Here is a 14,588-nt window from a genome sequence, read left to right as displayed (position 1 = left end):
TTCGATGCTAACACCGCCGCTGCATCGTTGACCACCTTCACGCAGGCGGGTCAAAGGCGTGGTGGTGCGCGGCGGGTTAGCCGAGCCGCTTCTGGTGCCGCTCGCGGTTTTCCGCTTTTTTGCGTTCGCTTTTGCGCAGCAGCACGTAGAGGGCGCCGCTGCCGCCGTGGCGACGCTCGGCGCTGTGGATCGCCATGACGGCGGGCAGTTGCGGCAACCAGGCGCTGACATAGCTTTTCAGCAGGGCGCGCGGGGTACTGCGCTCCCCCTTGCCGTGCAGGATCAGCAGGCAGCGGATATCCCGGACTTCACAATCCGCAATGAACTGCACCAGCGTCTGGCGCGCTTCGTTGAGGGTTTTCTGGTGCAAATCCAGGCTGGCCTGCAGCTCGTATTTGCCGAGCCGCAGCTTCTTGTAGACCCCCTCCTGCACCCCATCACGCTTGAAGCCGACGATCTCGTGCGGATCGCGCATCTCGATGGCCTCCATAGTGAGGTGGTCGAGGGCGAGTTGCTCGGCGGTGGCAGCCTGACGGCGAGCGAGCTGCGCCTCGGTCGGGGCGGATTTGACCGCATGGGGATGGATGTTGTCGCTGCGAATGGGCCGCACGTCGGCCACTTCATTCATAAATAGCGAGAGTTCGTCGTTATGAGACACGGCAGGCTCCCCATAAGAAAAAGTGGCAGCCATTATAACGGCCGTAACCGGCACAGAAAACGGGGAAAGGGGGAGGGGATAAGGGGCGCCCAGCATGGACATTAGTGCAGCCAGGCCCGGGAATCACAGTCGCGAACCATAAAACAGCACAGGCGGTCAGTGTGAACTGCCGCCTGTGGTCAGAGGATTATTTTCCCTCTTTTGGCTGTTGAGAATGGGGCTGCTGTGAATGAGGTGGTTGCGAGTGCATTACCTTGTAGATGAAATAGGCCGCGTAAGAGCTGATGAGCAAGAAGGTGCCGATAATCACCAGCATCGACATCAATCCCACGCTGTTGCCAAACATCAGGTCCAGCCAAAAGTCCATTTTATTGCTCCTGTCACCCGGTTGATGACAGGCATGATAAATACCTCTTTGCCCCGTCCGGGATGATCCCGATCAACTCCCTTGAAGGTTGTTTAATAACCAGTGTGTTCTGTGATCGTTCTCACTGTACTCCTTGTTCCTTAGCCTGCACCGGACCCGGGGTGGTGAGCGGGGTAATGTGCCACCCTTGTTGCTCCAGCAACGCCAGCAATCCCTGTTCACCGTAAAGGTGCAGGGCGCCTACCACGATAAAGCTCTCGTTGGGCAGGGTGGACCATTTCTTCAGCCAGTTGTGATTGCGCTCGGCCAGTAGGGTCTGCTCCATCCAGCTCTGTAGCGCGGGCGGGGCCATCTCCTCCTTGAGCAGATTGATCAGCGTCGCCTCATCCCCCTGTTGCCACGCCTTCATCACGGCGGCGAACCCGCTCTCCAGCATCGGCAGCTCATCCAGGGTGCTGGCGAGCATCAGGGTCTGGTTGTCACCCACGCTGGCCAGATAACCGAGCTGCTCCAGCAGGGTTTCAAAGCCCACTACCGGCTTGCCCTCTTTGGCGGCCCGGGTGGCAAAGTGCTGGTCTATCCCGAGTTCACTGTTGAAGTCTGAGCGGGCCATGGCGGCCTGGGTCAGGGTAATGGCGGCAAACCAGGGGCGCAGGGTGGCAAGGGTGGCCTCGTCGATGCCATAGCGGGCGCCCGCCATCAGGGTGCGTTGATAGAGCTCGGCAGGCAGATGATCCTTGAGCGGTTTGCCATCCACCAGCCGGGTGAGGGAGGCGGTCTGTTGCCACTGATCCGGCGTGATGCTGTTCATGTCCACCTCCATCACCAGTGAGCGGCTCTGCAGCCAGGCGCGCTCCACCGGCTCGGGCAGAGGATAGAGGGCTGGCTTGCCCGCATGGATGGAGCCCAGCAGCCAGTGTTGCTGGTTGCCCTTGCTCACCCGATAGAAGGCGGGATCGGCAAAGGCGTGCAGCGGTAACAGCAGGCAGAGCAGGAAGGCAAAGAGGGTGCGATGAAATCTCATGGGGATCCTTAATGTGCGCCGGGTGACTTCTCTTGCTGACAATAACTCCTATGATAAGTCCTCATTTCAGATAGCCAAGAGGTTTGCCATGCCCCATCTTCGTTTTCGCGCCGTGACGCTCGATACCCTGCAACAGGTGAGCGGCCCGCTGCTGGCCGAGCTTTGCGAGCTGACCGGCGGCAAGCCGGAGTTTGTCACCATGGAGCGGGTGGAGAGCTGCTGGATCCGTCACGGCGAGCCAGAGGCGGGATTTCCGTTTGTCGAGTTGCACTGGTTCGAACGGCCGCAGGAGATGCAGGACGCCGCCGCGCGCCTGATCACGCGCCATTTGAAGCAGGTGCTGGGGGAGCAGACCTATGTGGTGGTGCAGGTGATCCCACTGGTCAAGAGTGCCTACTACAGCAATGGTGAGCACTATTGAAGAGAGGGACAAACAAGGTTGGCGGATTGGATTCCGTCGCTATACAGCTAACCCAATCCGGGCGGGATGCTTGTCGCCAATCACCGGATCAGGCCGATTTGGCCAGCAGTTTGTCGAGCCAGCGAGTGGGCAATACCCGTCGCAAGAAGGCAAACAGCCGGGTCGGAGTGGTCACCGGATAGCGCGCCTTGGGATGGGCGTGGGTCAGTGCATGGAGCAGTGGCGGGATGCAGGCTTCGCTGGAGAGGGTAAAGCCGCTGGTGGCCCCCTCTTTTTCCAGCCGCGTCAGGGTCTGGCGGTAAGCAGACTGATGACGGCTCTGGGCCGGATCAATGTGGCGCAAGAAGGCGCTGCGGGCATTGGCACGAAAACGGGTATCGATGGGGCCCGGTTCGATCAGGCTGATATGTACCCCGCTGCCCGCCAGTTCGAGGCGCAGAGTATCGCTATAGCCTTCCAGCGCGAATTTGCTGGCGTTGTAGGCGCCGCGATACTTCATGGCAACCAGCCCCAGTACCGAGCTGTTCTGCACTATCCGTCCCTCTTTGGCCTCCAGCATCGGCGGCAGCACCTGTCGGATCAGATGGTGCCAGCCAAACAGGTTGGTATTGAATTGCTCCCTGAGTGCCTCGGTGGGCAGATCTTCCAGCGCACCGGGTTGGCCATAAGCGCCATTGTTGAACAAGCCATAGAGGCGCCCGCCCGCCAGATGGAGCGCCGCACTGGCGCCCAACTCGATGGAGGCGGGATCCGCCAGATCCAGTTGTACTGCCAGTAATCCCTGTTGCTGCAAGCGGGCCACATCTTCCGCCTTGCGCGCCGAAGCGATCACGGTAAAACCGTGTTGCCCCAGCGCCTGTGCGGCGGCGAGGCCAATTCCGCTGGAACAACCGGTGATCAGAACAAAACGGGGCATGATGGGAAATCTCTGTGCGATGTGTCGGTTGAGGATACATGAAACAAAAGCCCGCATAAAAGCGGGCTCAGTGTGATAAACAGTGTTTCTTACAGGTTTTGCGCTGCCCAAGAGATAAAATCACGTTTCTCGGTTGGGGTCATTTTATCAAACCAGAATCGCGCTTGTTGGGAGGCTGATCCACTGGTATCTGAAGGCTGAATGGACTTTGTGGCTACGGCTGCGGGAATCACTTTGCTGCCTTGTGTCGGGAGGTCATATACGTTTTTCACATTTCCCTGCATTGCACCTGCTAGTTGAGGCAGTGCTGCCGGTTGGTTGCTACGGTTAAATGCGTCAAGCTCTTCGCCAAAATTACGGAGCACGGACATATTGGTCATAGAGACCAGCTCACCTAGTTTGTATGAAACGGTGTTGCCGGATGACGAAAGTTTCCATTGTGGTTGTTTGTCAAACTCCTCTCCTCGCTCCCATGTTTGCAACATAGGTGCTTCAACCGATACAGCTTGGTTTGCAGCATTAAATGTCAAGACATGTACGTGAGAATTATATTTTTTAGTATTGTTTTTATCTTTGACTAATTGAGAGATTTTAATCGCAATTTGATTGTCTCCGTCGGGCAAAGATTGATTGTCTACCTTGCCAATAAACAGTGGGGAGTCAACCGGGATACCATTGACCGCAACGAGTTCTACCCCTCTGCCTATTTCCAGATTGACTGCAGCCTGACTGACAGAGGGTAGTGTGGCGATTAATACTGCCATAATGGTTTTTTTCATTTCTGGTTTACCTCTTGTCTTCATCACAACTAAAAAGGCGGGCCCTGTAAGGACCCGCCAAGTAGGCATTAAATACAGGGATAACTCGGCGTGATTAGAAGTAGTATTCTACGCCAGCCCCGATACCGAACTCTTTATCTCCATCCTGTACTTGGTAAGCGCCACGACGTTGCAGCTGGTATGGGCGCAGATAAGTAACTGCGGAATCATCCAGGAAATACATAACTTGTGCAGACAGGATTGAATCAGAGATGTTATTGGCATTTCCTGATGTGCCTTGTGCGGTAACATCCGGGTCCAGGTTAGCTGCGTAAGCAAGTTTGAATTGCCACAAGCCATAGTTATAAATTGCGCCAAGGCTATAGCTATCTTGAGTTACTTTATCCAAAGAGAATTGGTTTGCTGCATTGCCGATTTCGCCAATTGCTACTTCGTTATATTTCGATTCCAGACGCTTGTAAGCACCGTAGAAACCTAAACCATTTTCAAATGCCAACTCGAAACCAGCCAGATATGCATTGGTATCTGCAGTACCTTTATCAATGATATCAAAGTTAACTGTTTGCTGGCCCCACAGGTTATTAAGGTAGCTATGTTTACCGTTTTCTGTGTTGCTGATAGCTCGGTCAAGGCCGCGCTCATAAGCTGCATGGAGGGTCAATGGACCTGTAGTGTAGTGTGCACCTAAACCGTAGAAGTTTGAGCTCGCATCACTTTCGTTACCACGGCCAAGAGCCAAGTTATAACTAAAACCATTAAATTTTGCGGAGTCAAAACGGATCATATTTGATTGGCGATCGTAGTTACCACCACCGATTACATCACCAGCCCAGTCAAATACGTTCCCAGTAGTAATGCTGCTGTAGGGCCAGTCAACCAGCTCGTACAGCGGAGTCAGCATACGACCAGCGCGTACTTTACCAATACCTTCCCACTCGAAACCACCGAAGGTATCGCGCACACCAAACTTGCCTGTTTCGCCGGAATCACCTACGTCACCGGATTCGATTTGCCAAATAAACTTGGGGCCATTGGCCAAATCTTTACTGCCGCGCAAACCGATGCGAGATTCGTTTTCTACCTTGATGGGGTTGTCATAACCACCCTTACCATCAGATTCGGCCCAGTTTGCACCAGACCAAGCAGAAATAGCGATTTGACCGTAGATATCAACATTTTTGATATCGGCATGAGCAGGCAGTGCGAAAGCTGAAGCAATGACAACAGCCAGTGCGGATTTCTTAAACATAAGATAGCTCCTGATTTTATGGACTTAGCTTTTTCGGCGATTGGCATCGTGCCTTCCGCTCGATTATTGGTATTGCAATCAAAACCCCGAGGGGCAAAAAATCACTGTTTAGGTTGCCTGTCCGTCGTAATGTCTTGGCATCTCGACGCTGGCTGTTCTGATCATCACAGCTTTATTTTTAGTGTTCCGATTCTTGGCTATCGGACAACTCCAAGAGTACGTTCGCGGTGCGAAATATCAATGAAAAGTTCCCTCAACGTTTCAAAAGTATGACCGAGTGCAAATAATCATGGGCAAGGTCGTAAACAGCCTCGCGGTAGGTATCACGGTAATGAAAGCGTTTTTTTGTGGCTGCGACCAGCGCCAGTGCGGGTTTTCATACTGCAGCGGAGAAGGGCGCAGTTAACCGGCAGGTAACAGATAATTTTGTGGCGCAAAAAAACTTTCCCTCCAGAGGAGGGAAAGTCGCTTGACAGGGAAGTGGGCGCTAAGAAGCAAGGTCAGCCTTGCTGGCCGAGGATGCGGGGGATCTGCTGCGCCTGATGGTGGATATGGGACGAGACCTCTACCGAGAGCTGGCTCACCTGACGGGCATGCTGATGGATACGGGCGATCAGATCGGCAAAACTGGCCAGCTTGTGCTCCTGACTTTTGGCGTTGTCGGCGCCCTGCAGGGCGATGACTGCGGTGTTGCGGGCTATCTCCCGCACCGCCCGGGTGGTCTGGCGCAGTTGCTCCGCCTGTACCCGCTGGCGGCTTGATTCGCTGGTGATCCGGCTCAGTACGGTGCCAAGCAGTTCACCGGATTGGGTCAGACGCCCCAGAATATCGGTGATCTGATTGAGGGATTGCTGGGTATTGGCCGAGAGGTGGCGCACTTCATCGGCGACCACGGCAAAGCCGCGCCCCTGCTCCCCCGCGCGGGCCGCTTCAATGGCGGCGTTGAGGGCCAGCAGGTTGGTCTGCTGAGCGATATGACCGATCACATCGACAATGGCCGTCACATCGGCAACCGAGCGGGTGAGGGCTTGCAGCGCCTCATCGCTCTCGTCAATTGCCAGTCCGGTCTGATGAGTGGCGTGCAGCATACTACCCACCAGATCTTCGCTCTGGCTCATCGCTTGTTCGTTATGGTGGGCATGCCGGGCGATGTCGGCGGCGACCTGGTGGACCTCTCCGGCCAGCTGGTTCAGCTCGTTCATCATCTGACCGCTCTCGTCGACTACCTGTTCGGTGGTGCGGGTGCTGTGGTGGATCTCGTCAACCTGGCTGACCATTCCTTGCAGACTGAGGGATACTGCTGACAGCTGCCCCTCTTTCTGTTGCTGGTCCAGTTGCAGGCGGCCGATCAGCCGGTTGTAGCTGGCAACGATATCGGCCAGCTCGTTGCGATCGTGTCCGGCAGGCAACGGCTCGGCCAGCCCTGTCTGATCGAGCAGCATAAAGGCACGGCGCAGTCGCAACAAGGGGGTGAGCAGCCAGCGTCGTTGCACCAGCGCAAACAGCAGAGCGACCACCACCAGACAGAGCGCCAGCGAGCCGAGGATGGTGGCCAGCTCCTGATTGACAACTTGCCGCTCGCGGGCAAGTTGCTCCCCCATCTGCCTGGTCGCTTGCAACATCGCCATGATGTCTTGTTGCACAGCCAGGCGGCCAGCCTGTTGCTGTTGCAGCGCCGTGCGGCTGTTGGCCAGCTCCTGCGGATAGCGGCCCAGCAGCGATCGCAATTCGCTGCGCGGTTGATCTCCCAGCTCCTTGCGCACCGGCTCCCCCAGCGTGAACTCATCGGCGGGCGCCTCTTCATAAAGGCCGAGCAGTGGCAAGGCTTGCAGCGCTTGCGCCTGTTTTTGCAGCGCCTCCAGTTCGAAGCGGATCCCCTCGAGCAGCTTCTCGTTGCCCTGCTCCATATAGCTTTGGCGCAAATGGGCGATGCGCGGCAGGCCAGCCAGGATTTCGGCCGCGCCGCTGCGATATTGCTGCGCTGCGACAGCTTGTTCGCTACTGGCACCTTGCTCCCCATAGCGGATCAGCGCCATAGCCTGGCTGCCCAGCTCACTCTCCGCATTTTGCAGCAGCAGCTGGCTGTTGCCCGAGAGCTTGCCTGCGGCCTGATAGTCGTGCGTGATACGCTGCGCCATCTGTTCGAGTTGCAGCCTGAGCGGGGCAGCCACGGCATCATCCTGAGCGGCCAGCGAGGAGAGCGCTTGCTGGCGGATCTTCTCTGCCGCGGTCAGTTGCTGCGGATCGCCGCTGTTGAGGTAGTCACGCAGACTGTTTTGCAGGGTCACGGTCACCCGTTGTTGCAGCGTTTCGTGCTGGCGCTGAGCCTGATTGGTATGGGCAAGCTGTTGCCAGCCGTAGTAGAGGGCCAGCGCCTGCCCTCCCGCGACCAGTAACAGAACCAGAGAGGAGAGGGTGGCGTAATGGGCGATTTTCACGGGGCGATTCCTGTCAGCACAGACCATGGGGGAGCATGGCCCGAGCCTAAACAGGGATGGTGGCGTTTTTATGACAGCGCGGGTCAGGTGGCCCCATTTTGCCGAGTTAACTGGCTGGGGATGCTTGCGCGTTGTTGCGTGGGCCCTGCATACCGAGCAGGGCGCCTCCCATGATCAGGGCGCCAGCCAGCAGATGGCGCGAGGTCAGCGTTTCTCCATTGAGCAACACCAGTAGCAATGTGCTCAGCAGCGGTGTCAGGTAGGCAAGCGCCCCAATCCGCCGTGGATCCCCATCCCGCAGCGCCAGATACCAAGTGACAAAGGCGGCCCCCATAGGGCCCAGCGCCAGCCCGATGATCAGCCACCAGTCACTGGTGGGGATCTGCGCGAGCGGCAGAGGCCCTTCGAGCAGACGAGCGAGCAGCAGCGCCAACAAACCTGCGGGCAGGCAGGCTGCTGCAGTGACCACGGCGGGTGCTGGTGGCAGACGGCGTGACAGCACCGAATAGGCTCCCCAGACGACCGCCGCGCCCAGTGCCAGCAGGTATCCCGGCAGATAGGCCTGCTGCAGTTGCAGCTCGCCGTTGACCATCACCAGCATGGAGCCCGCCAGACCAAAGGCGCCAGCCAGCAGGTGACGGGCATGGAGTGGATGGCCGGGCAGTAACAGCGGGGTGAACAGAATGATGCAGAGCGGCCAAAGGTAGTTGATGAGGTTTGCCTCCAGCACCGGGGCATGGCGAAAGCTCATAAAGAGCAGCAAATGGTAGAGCAGCAATGCCGTAACCGTCACCAGCCAGGTAATGGGGCGAGCACGCCACTGGCGCCAGAACGGCAAGGCCCCGACCCCGCAGAAAAACAGCACCAGCCCGACCAGCACCAGCGGTGACACGCTGGTGACCCGTGACGTCAGCGCCGCCAGCGAAGCCCACAACACGATGGTCAGCAGTGCAAAACCGGTGGATCTATCCCACCAGGAACAACCGGACATCCAACACTCCTTTGCAAGACGGCGCAGGGCTTGGCCATCAAGGACAAGCCAAAGAGAAGTAGTCTATCAGAGAGCGTGCAGGCTCTGAATGCAGAAAGGAGAGGGTCATTACTGCTGGGTGGGGGGGTGGCTGGATCTACCGTTGCCGATCTCTTGGCCGTTCCTAAATGAACAAGCTCACAACCTGATTCCATAATGATTTAAATGAGTAACTGTGACCAACTACACAATAATGGTATTCCGCATCGGTACAACTCGCACCAGTTGATAGCGATCAAAAACAATCATACCGTCTGGCCGGTATGATTCTGTAATGAACATGGAAACAGTACACCGTAAAAAGGATCCTGTCCGTTTGCAGGAACAACTGCTGGAGTCAGCAGCCACAATCGCTGCTCGAGACGGCATAGCATCTCTGTCTTTGAATGCCGTAGCCACGGAAGCAGGTGTGAGCAAAGGTGGATTACTACACCATTTCCCTAATAAGCAATCACTGATATTTGCTCTTTTTGCTCGTCTACTGGCAATTATGGAAGAGGCTATCTCAGCACGGATGGCTGCTGACAAGACTGAATATGGCCGTTTTACTCGTGCTTACCTGCACTATCTTTCTGCTCCTGAATTGACGGACACCCAGGAAAGTCGCCAGCTGATGGTGCTATCGCTGGCAATGCCGGATGAGCCAGTACTAAGAAAATGCTGGCGTGACTGGATGTTGGAGCATCTGGAGAAAGGTGATGAGTTGGACAATAGCCATACTGGTACGCTGGTGCGTTATGCAGCGGACGGCATCTGGCTATCGGAGTTAACCGAAGGGCGCACCATGATTGCAGAGCACCGCCAGGCGTTGGTAGAAACCTTGCATAATATGACGCTCCCCACATAAAGCACATGGATTGAGGCCGAGATGCGCTACTACATCAATGCCCGCTTCATTTATGATGCGACGGATGGTTCTTTGACTCTGCGGGAAAGTGTTGAGCCGGACAGCCAATTATCCATTACCGCTAATGCGCTTTTTTATTTTTTCTTGCGAAATACAGGGATCGTGAGCCGCGAAGAGGTGCTTAAAAAAGTCTGGGATGATAACGGATTAACTTCATCGAACAGCAATCTCAACCAGTACCTGAGCATATTGCGCAAGGCTTTTCGCCACTACGATATCGACAATATCATCATCACGGTGTCGCGCGGTTATTTGCAGCTGAATCCGGACGTCATCATTGAGCCTATTGATAATGTTCCCACACCGCCCATTGAAATAGCTCCCCCACCATCCACGGTGGCAACCTCCGAACCGCTTCTTGAGCCTGCCGAGTGGCAATATTCCCTCACTCCGCACTCACGAGGAATATGCTGGTATATCGCAGGTGGCTGCATGCTCGTTTTTGCCCTGCTGCTGGTGGCATTCGGTTTGTTGAATGGCCGTGAGCCCCGCCCCGTTACACTGACACGGGTCTCCAATAACCAGTGCGAATTGCTGGCCAGCGACGAGATGCTGCGATCGGTCAGCGCCACAGCGTACGGTGAGCATTTCGACCAGGTGCGGCAGCGTTTGAACATCAGCTGTAAACCTGGCGAACGTTTTCTGTTCTTCTACGGAGATAGACTGGAGACCAACGGCTTGGGCAGGGTATTTCTTGCCCATTGCGCCATGCACGAAGACAACTCGTTCAGCTATTGCGATAACTATTTCTACTACTCCTGGAAGCCGTGATGAGACTTGCGCCGCGTCCCTTCTTTCTTTTGTCCTGCTCCGTGTTCCTCGCTGCGGCAGTCTATGCCTGTTATCAGCTGCCCACCGAAAATGATGGCGTCATGAGCTGCGCCACCAAAGGCATCATGCGTTTTGAAGACATGAACAAAGAGAACGTCAACGGCAATATTCACTTCAATTTCGGCCGTCAGGGGAAGGGCTCCATGGTGGTTGAAGGCTATACCGACTCAGCCGCAGGCTGGCTCTACCTCCAGCGCTATGTCACGTTCACCTACAGCAGCAGCCGCGTCTCTACCAACGAGCGTCAGTACCGCATCAACAAATGGGAAGCGAGTGCCTCCTCCATCGACCAGTCACCGGATGTGGTCTTCGACTACTTCATGCGCGAGATGTCCGACAGTCACGATGGGTTGTTTCTGAGTGCACAGCGGCTCAATCAGCAGGCCATACTGCTGAGCTCCATCAACTCGCCGCTCTGGATCTGCACCCTCAAATCCGGCAGCAAAGTGAACTAGTCCCGTCAATACGGCGGATGCTCCGACCCAAGCGTCGATGACGCCAGCACCTATAAGCCCCGCTCCGACAATTTGGCGCGCTCAAATACACTTGATGGCTCCCCCCTTATGCGGCGTGCTAGCCCTTTTTCCGTAAAGGCAGCCCCGTGGTGATTGCTGCCCCGCTCTTTCTTCCTTTACCCCCATACCGACAGGCGCCTCTTGCGTATCGCGCAACATGGTTGGATCCTGCCGCTGTTCCAACCAGCCCCATATGCTCTCGCGCCCCGCTCTCAATTCCTACATCCATTTTCTGGCCCGCAGTCACCGCCTTATCACTCCTTCCTACCACATCCCACTCACTTTCCACATTTAGCGTCACCGGCAAAACATGAGCTCTGCCACAGTTGGCGACCGGCTAAATTACCTCTCGGCCCCCATTGGTCAACAAGTCATTAACATCGAACAAAGATATTTTCCTGAGCCTGAATCAGGCCTTATGCAAGGCGAAAACCTCCTCACGACTGCAGCATGAATACATAAATACTGCGTATGAAAATCATAAATTTAGAATAAAAAACTAAATATTGAAATTTTTTAGATTCAAATTCCATGAATGCCGCCAATGCCTATAGTGGCGATTGAACGCCGCAACCGTGGCTCAATGTCGTGATACGGACGGTGTTCCTTAACCACACAACACAACCTGTTCTGAGGAGATCACCATGGGTGATGCATTGGGGCTTATCGAAACCAAAGGTCTGGTGGCCTGCATTGAAGCTGCGGATGCCATGTGCAAATCCGCCAACGTGGAGCTGATCAGTTATGAAAACATTGGCTCCGGCCTGGTCACTGTCATGGTAAAGGGGGATGTCGGCGCAGTGAAGGCGGCAGTGGATTCTGGCGTGGAGTCGGCACAGCGCATCGGTGAAGTAGTGACCTCGCTGGTTATCGCTCGTCCACACAACGACATCAACAAAATCGTCATTAAACACAAGGCTTAAGGCTGGGAGAGTTCAAATGGGTGATGCATTGGGTTTGATTGAAACAAAGGGCCTGGTGGCCTGTATTGAAGCGGCTGATGCCATGTGCAAAGCCGCCAACGTCGAACTGATCGGTTATGAGAACGTCGGCTCGGGCCTAGTCACCGCCATGGTGAAAGGTGATGTCGGAGCAGTGAAAGCTGCGGTGGATTCCGGTGTGGAGTCTGCTCAGCGCATTGGTGAAGTCGTGACCTCGCTGGTCATTGCTCGTCCACACAACGACATCAGCAAGATTGTCGCTCACTACAAAATTGCCGAGTAACGGGAGATAGCATGATGAAAGAAGCACTGGGTCTCATTGAGACCAAAGGTCTGGTGGCCTGTATTGAAGCGGCTGATGCCATGTGCAAAGCCGCCAACGTCGAACTGATCGGTTATGAGAACGTCGGTTCTGGTCTGGTCACTGCGATGGTGAAAGGTGACGTCGGGGCAGTCAATGCTGCAGTTGAGTCCGGTGTGGAGGCTGCAAAGCGTATTGGCGAAGTTGTTACCTCTCGCGTCATCGCTCGTCCGCACAACGACATCGAAAAAATCGCGGCACAGCACAAAGCATGACCTGACAGGGCACGCCCCGTTCGCACTTTATACGTCTGATGAAGGATAGTTTCATGATTGAACTCGATACCGATTTGCTCTCCCGCCAGAACGCGAGAGAACTGGTGCGCAATGCCAAAAAGGCGCAGGTGATTATGGCCACCTTTTCGCAGCAGAAAATCGACGCCATCGTGAAGAACGTGGCCGAAGAAGCTGCGCGTCACGCCGAAGTTCTGGCAAAGATGGCTGCAGAAGAGACCGGTTTTGGCAACTGGCAAGATAAGGTTCTGAAGAACCGTTTTGCTTCGCTGCGCGTTTACGATGCCATCAAAGATACGAAGACCGTCGGTATCATTCATGACGATCAGGAGAAGAAAGTGATGGACGTGGGTGTGCCACTCGGCGTGATCTGCGCACTGGTGCCATCGACTAACCCGACGTCTACGGTGATTTACAAAACACTGATCGCGTTGAAAGCAGGCAACGCCATCATCTTCTCACCGCATCCTGGTGCTCGTCAGTGTAGCTGGAAGGCGATTGAAATCGTTAAACGTGCAGCGGAAGCCGCTGGAGCCCCGGTGGGGATTGTTGACGGGATCACTGAGCTGACTCTGGAGGCTACGTCCGAGCTGATGCACAGCAAAGATGTATCACTGATCCTGGCAACCGGCGGTGAAGGTATGGTACGTGCGGCCTATGCTTCCGGCACTCCGACTATCAGCGGCGGTCCGGGGAACGGTCCAGCCTTCATCGAGCGCAGCGCCGACATTCATCAGGCGGTGAAAGACATCATCACCAGTAAAACCTTCGACAATGGTGTGATCTGTGCATCCGAACAGTCGATCATCGTCGAACGCTGTATTTATAACGACGTTCATCGTGAGCTGGACGCTCAGGGCGCCTACTTCATGAACGAAAACGAGGCTGCCAAAATGGCCGCCCTGCTGCTGCGGCCAAACGGCACCATCAACCCTAAAGTTGTGGGCAAAACGGCGATCTATCTCAGCCAACTGGCAGGTTTTAGCGTTCCCTCCAGCACCCGCGTGCTGGTCGCCGAGCAGACCACCGTCTCCCATAAAAACCCCTATTCCCGTGAAAAACTGTGCCCGGTACTCGGCCTGTACGTAGAAGAGGACTGGCGTGCAGCCTGTCATCGCGTGGTCGAGCTGCTGACCAACGAAGGCCTGGGGCATACCCTGGTGATCCATACCCGAAACCAGGATGTGATCCGTCAGTTTAGCCTTGAAAAACCGGTTAACCGCATTCTGATCAACACCCCCGCCGCCCTCGGTGGTATCGGTGCAACCACCAATATTACACCGGCGCTGACGCTTGGTTGTGGTGCCATTGGTGGTGGCTCCAGCTCCGACAACGTCGGGCCAATGAATCTGCTTAACATCCGCAAGGTGGGTTATGGCGTGCGCTCTATTGATGAACTACGCGCACCGGATCACAAGGTTGATCCGCAGCCGGTTTCCAATCCGCCAGCGGGCCAGCGCTGCAGCATCCTTGATGACGCCCGTTTCACTGCTCCTGTACAGGCAAATACGGCTGCCGATGACCGCTTTGCCTGCGTTGCAGCAGGCGTTGAAGGGGATATCAGTGAGCAGAACGTGGAGCGCGTCATCCGTCAGGTGCTTGAGCGCCTTGGCAAGTAACGCATTGAGATAAGGCGATAAAAACGATGATTCTCGCAAAGGTAACAGGACATGTCGTTGCCACGCAGAAATGCGATGAGCTGCGCGGTAGCAACCTGCTGTTGATAACCCAGCTGGACGACGAGCAAAAGCCGATGAAGGACCATTCCTGGGTTGCGATTGATAGCGTCGGTGCAGGCATGCACGACATCGTACTGGCCGAGGAGTATCTCGCGCTTAACAGAGACCGCTACAAAGCAATGTCAGTGGTTGCCATCGTCGAGAACGTGTTTCGGGATGCTTAAGGAGTGGATAACCCA

17 protein-coding genes are annotated in these 14,588 nt (G+C 55.5%); 9 read left to right on the top strand and 8 right to left on the bottom strand.

Annotation, left to right across the window (positions count from 1 at the left end):
• Positions 1-76: 76 nt before the first annotated feature.
• From smrA to I6G90_RS11590, 3 genes are all read right to left on the bottom strand, one after another.
• Complete coding sequence (gene smrA / locus I6G90_RS11600; protein ID WP_005343584.1) at positions 77-658, bottom strand: DNA endonuclease SmrA; 582 nt, start codon at positions 656-658, stop codon at positions 77-79.
• Between the two features lie 187 nt (positions 659-845).
• Complete coding sequence (locus I6G90_RS11595; protein ID WP_005338733.1) at positions 846-1,025, bottom strand: DUF3149 domain-containing protein; 180 nt, start codon at positions 1,023-1,025, stop codon at positions 846-848.
• Between the two features lie 121 nt (positions 1,026-1,146).
• Positions 1,147-2,049, bottom strand: a complete 903-nt coding sequence (locus I6G90_RS11590) for a TraB/GumN family protein (protein WP_197927592.1) — start codon at positions 2,047-2,049, stop codon at positions 1,147-1,149.
• Between the two features lie 88 nt (positions 2,050-2,137).
• Between I6G90_RS11590 and I6G90_RS11585 the strand changes: the two genes are divergently transcribed.
• Positions 2,138-2,470, top strand: coding sequence for a DUF1904 family protein (locus I6G90_RS11585; RefSeq protein WP_197927591.1), 333 nt, complete (start codon positions 2,138-2,140; stop codon positions 2,468-2,470).
• Between the two features lie 88 nt (positions 2,471-2,558).
• Here I6G90_RS11585 and I6G90_RS11580 read toward each other — a convergent pair whose 3' ends face one another.
• From I6G90_RS11580 to I6G90_RS11560, 5 genes are all read right to left on the bottom strand, one after another.
• A complete protein-coding gene (locus I6G90_RS11580; protein ID WP_005343603.1) occupies positions 2,559-3,386 on the bottom strand; it encodes an SDR family oxidoreductase in 828 nt (275 codons plus the stop codon).
• Between the two features lie 89 nt (positions 3,387-3,475).
• A complete protein-coding gene (locus tag I6G90_RS11575; protein WP_197927590.1) occupies positions 3,476-4,165 on the bottom strand; it encodes a YccT family protein in 690 nt (229 codons plus the stop codon).
• 94 nt (positions 4,166-4,259) lie between these two features.
• The gene (locus I6G90_RS11570; RefSeq protein WP_197927589.1) at positions 4,260-5,414 is read right to left on the bottom strand and encodes a porin; all 1,155 of its coding nucleotides are present in this window, start codon (positions 5,412-5,414) and stop codon (positions 4,260-4,262) included.
• Positions 5,415-5,914: 500 nt separating this feature from the next.
• Positions 5,915-7,852: a methyl-accepting chemotaxis protein gene (locus I6G90_RS11565; protein WP_197927588.1), complete on the bottom strand. Its 1,938-nt coding sequence runs from the start codon at positions 7,850-7,852 to the stop codon at positions 5,915-5,917.
• Between the two features lie 106 nt (positions 7,853-7,958).
• A complete protein-coding gene (locus I6G90_RS11560; RefSeq protein WP_197927587.1) occupies positions 7,959-8,843 on the bottom strand; it encodes a DMT family transporter in 885 nt (294 codons plus the stop codon).
• 313 nt (positions 8,844-9,156) lie between these two features.
• On the opposite strand from I6G90_RS11560, the gene I6G90_RS11555 reads away from it, so the two are divergent.
• The 8 genes from I6G90_RS11555 to I6G90_RS11520 all read left to right on the top strand — a co-directional run bounded on the left by I6G90_RS11555 (position 9,157) and on the right by I6G90_RS11520 (position 14,573).
• The gene (locus tag I6G90_RS11555; protein ID WP_197927586.1) at positions 9,157-9,729 is read left to right on the top strand and encodes a TetR/AcrR family transcriptional regulator; all 573 of its coding nucleotides are present in this window, start codon (positions 9,157-9,159) and stop codon (positions 9,727-9,729) included.
• A gap of 21 nt (positions 9,730-9,750) precedes the next feature.
• A complete protein-coding gene (locus I6G90_RS11550) occupies positions 9,751-10,560 on the top strand; it encodes a winged helix-turn-helix domain-containing protein (RefSeq protein ID WP_197927585.1) in 810 nt (269 codons plus the stop codon).
• Positions 10,560-11,075 (top strand): FidL-like protein, encoded by a 516-nt coding sequence (locus I6G90_RS11545; protein WP_042658326.1) that lies wholly within the window; start codon positions 10,560-10,562, stop codon positions 11,073-11,075. Before I6G90_RS11550 ends, I6G90_RS11545 begins: the two co-directional genes overlap by 1 nt.
• A gap of 704 nt (positions 11,076-11,779) precedes the next feature.
• Positions 11,780-12,058 (top strand): BMC domain-containing protein, encoded by a 279-nt coding sequence (locus tag I6G90_RS11540; RefSeq protein WP_010634659.1) that lies wholly within the window; start codon positions 11,780-11,782, stop codon positions 12,056-12,058.
• A 16-nt stretch (positions 12,059-12,074) separates the two neighbouring features.
• Positions 12,075-12,359, top strand: coding sequence for a BMC domain-containing protein (locus I6G90_RS11535; RefSeq protein ID WP_011705244.1), 285 nt, complete (start codon positions 12,075-12,077; stop codon positions 12,357-12,359).
• Between the two features lie 11 nt (positions 12,360-12,370).
• A complete protein-coding gene (locus tag I6G90_RS11530; protein ID WP_429086761.1) occupies positions 12,371-12,652 on the top strand; it encodes a BMC domain-containing protein in 282 nt (93 codons plus the stop codon).
• A 53-nt stretch (positions 12,653-12,705) separates the two neighbouring features.
• On the top strand, positions 12,706-14,289 hold the full coding sequence (locus I6G90_RS11525; protein WP_197927584.1) for an acetaldehyde dehydrogenase (acetylating): 1,584 nt from the start codon (positions 12,706-12,708) through the stop codon (positions 14,287-14,289).
• 26 nt (positions 14,290-14,315) lie between these two features.
• Positions 14,316-14,573 carry a EutN/CcmL family microcompartment protein gene (locus I6G90_RS11520; protein WP_042658327.1) on the top strand — a complete coding sequence of 86 codons (258 nt, stop codon included), beginning with the start codon at positions 14,316-14,318 and terminating at the stop codon, positions 14,571-14,573.
• Positions 14,574-14,588 lie beyond the last annotated feature (15 nt).

Origin of the sequence: Aeromonas allosaccharophila (genome assembly GCF_016026615.1) — a bacterium.
Classification (GTDB): Bacteria; Pseudomonadota; Gammaproteobacteria; order Enterobacterales; family Aeromonadaceae; genus Aeromonas; species Aeromonas allosaccharophila.
Note: the sequence above shows the minus strand (reverse complement) of the source record. Positions and strands in the feature narration are given on the sequence as shown.

What these genes read in the sequence shown, in the direction of transcription:
- I6G90_RS11595 (WP_005338733.1), bottom strand. Translation starts at nt 1,025, where the DNA reads ATGGACTTTTGGCTGGACCTGATGTTTGGCAACAGCGTGGGATTGATG.
- I6G90_RS11590 (WP_197927592.1), bottom strand. Translation starts at nt 2,049, where the DNA reads ATGAGATTTCATCGCACCCTCTTTGCCTTCCTGCTCTGCCTGCTGTTA.
- I6G90_RS11585 (WP_197927591.1), top strand. Translation starts at nt 2,138, where the DNA reads ATGCCCCATCTTCGTTTTCGCGCCGTGACGCTCGATACCCTGCAACAG.
- I6G90_RS11580 (WP_005343603.1), bottom strand. Translation starts at nt 3,386, where the DNA reads ATGCCCCGTTTTGTTCTGATCACCGGTTGTTCCAGCGGAATTGGCCTC.
- I6G90_RS11575 (WP_197927590.1), bottom strand. Translation starts at nt 4,165, where the DNA reads ATGAAAAAAACCATTATGGCAGTATTAATCGCCACACTACCCTCTGTC.
- I6G90_RS11570 (WP_197927589.1), bottom strand. Translation starts at nt 5,414, where the DNA reads ATGTTTAAGAAATCCGCACTGGCTGTTGTCATTGCTTCAGCTTTCGCA.
- I6G90_RS11560 (WP_197927587.1), bottom strand. Translation starts at nt 8,843, where the DNA reads ATGTCCGGTTGTTCCTGGTGGGATAGATCCACCGGTTTTGCACTGCTG.
- I6G90_RS11555 (WP_197927586.1), top strand. Translation starts at nt 9,157, where the DNA reads ATGAACATGGAAACAGTACACCGTAAAAAGGATCCTGTCCGTTTGCAG.
- I6G90_RS11550 (WP_197927585.1), top strand. Translation starts at nt 9,751, where the DNA reads ATGCGCTACTACATCAATGCCCGCTTCATTTATGATGCGACGGATGGT.
- I6G90_RS11545 (WP_042658326.1), top strand. Translation starts at nt 10,560, where the DNA reads ATGAGACTTGCGCCGCGTCCCTTCTTTCTTTTGTCCTGCTCCGTGTTC.
- I6G90_RS11540 (WP_010634659.1), top strand. Translation starts at nt 11,780, where the DNA reads ATGGGTGATGCATTGGGGCTTATCGAAACCAAAGGTCTGGTGGCCTGC.
- I6G90_RS11535 (WP_011705244.1), top strand. Translation starts at nt 12,075, where the DNA reads ATGGGTGATGCATTGGGTTTGATTGAAACAAAGGGCCTGGTGGCCTGT.
- I6G90_RS11530 (WP_429086761.1), top strand. Translation starts at nt 12,371, where the DNA reads ATGATGAAAGAAGCACTGGGTCTCATTGAGACCAAAGGTCTGGTGGCC.
- I6G90_RS11525 (WP_197927584.1), top strand. Translation starts at nt 12,706, where the DNA reads ATGATTGAACTCGATACCGATTTGCTCTCCCGCCAGAACGCGAGAGAA.
- I6G90_RS11520 (WP_042658327.1), top strand. Translation starts at nt 14,316, where the DNA reads ATGATTCTCGCAAAGGTAACAGGACATGTCGTTGCCACGCAGAAATGC.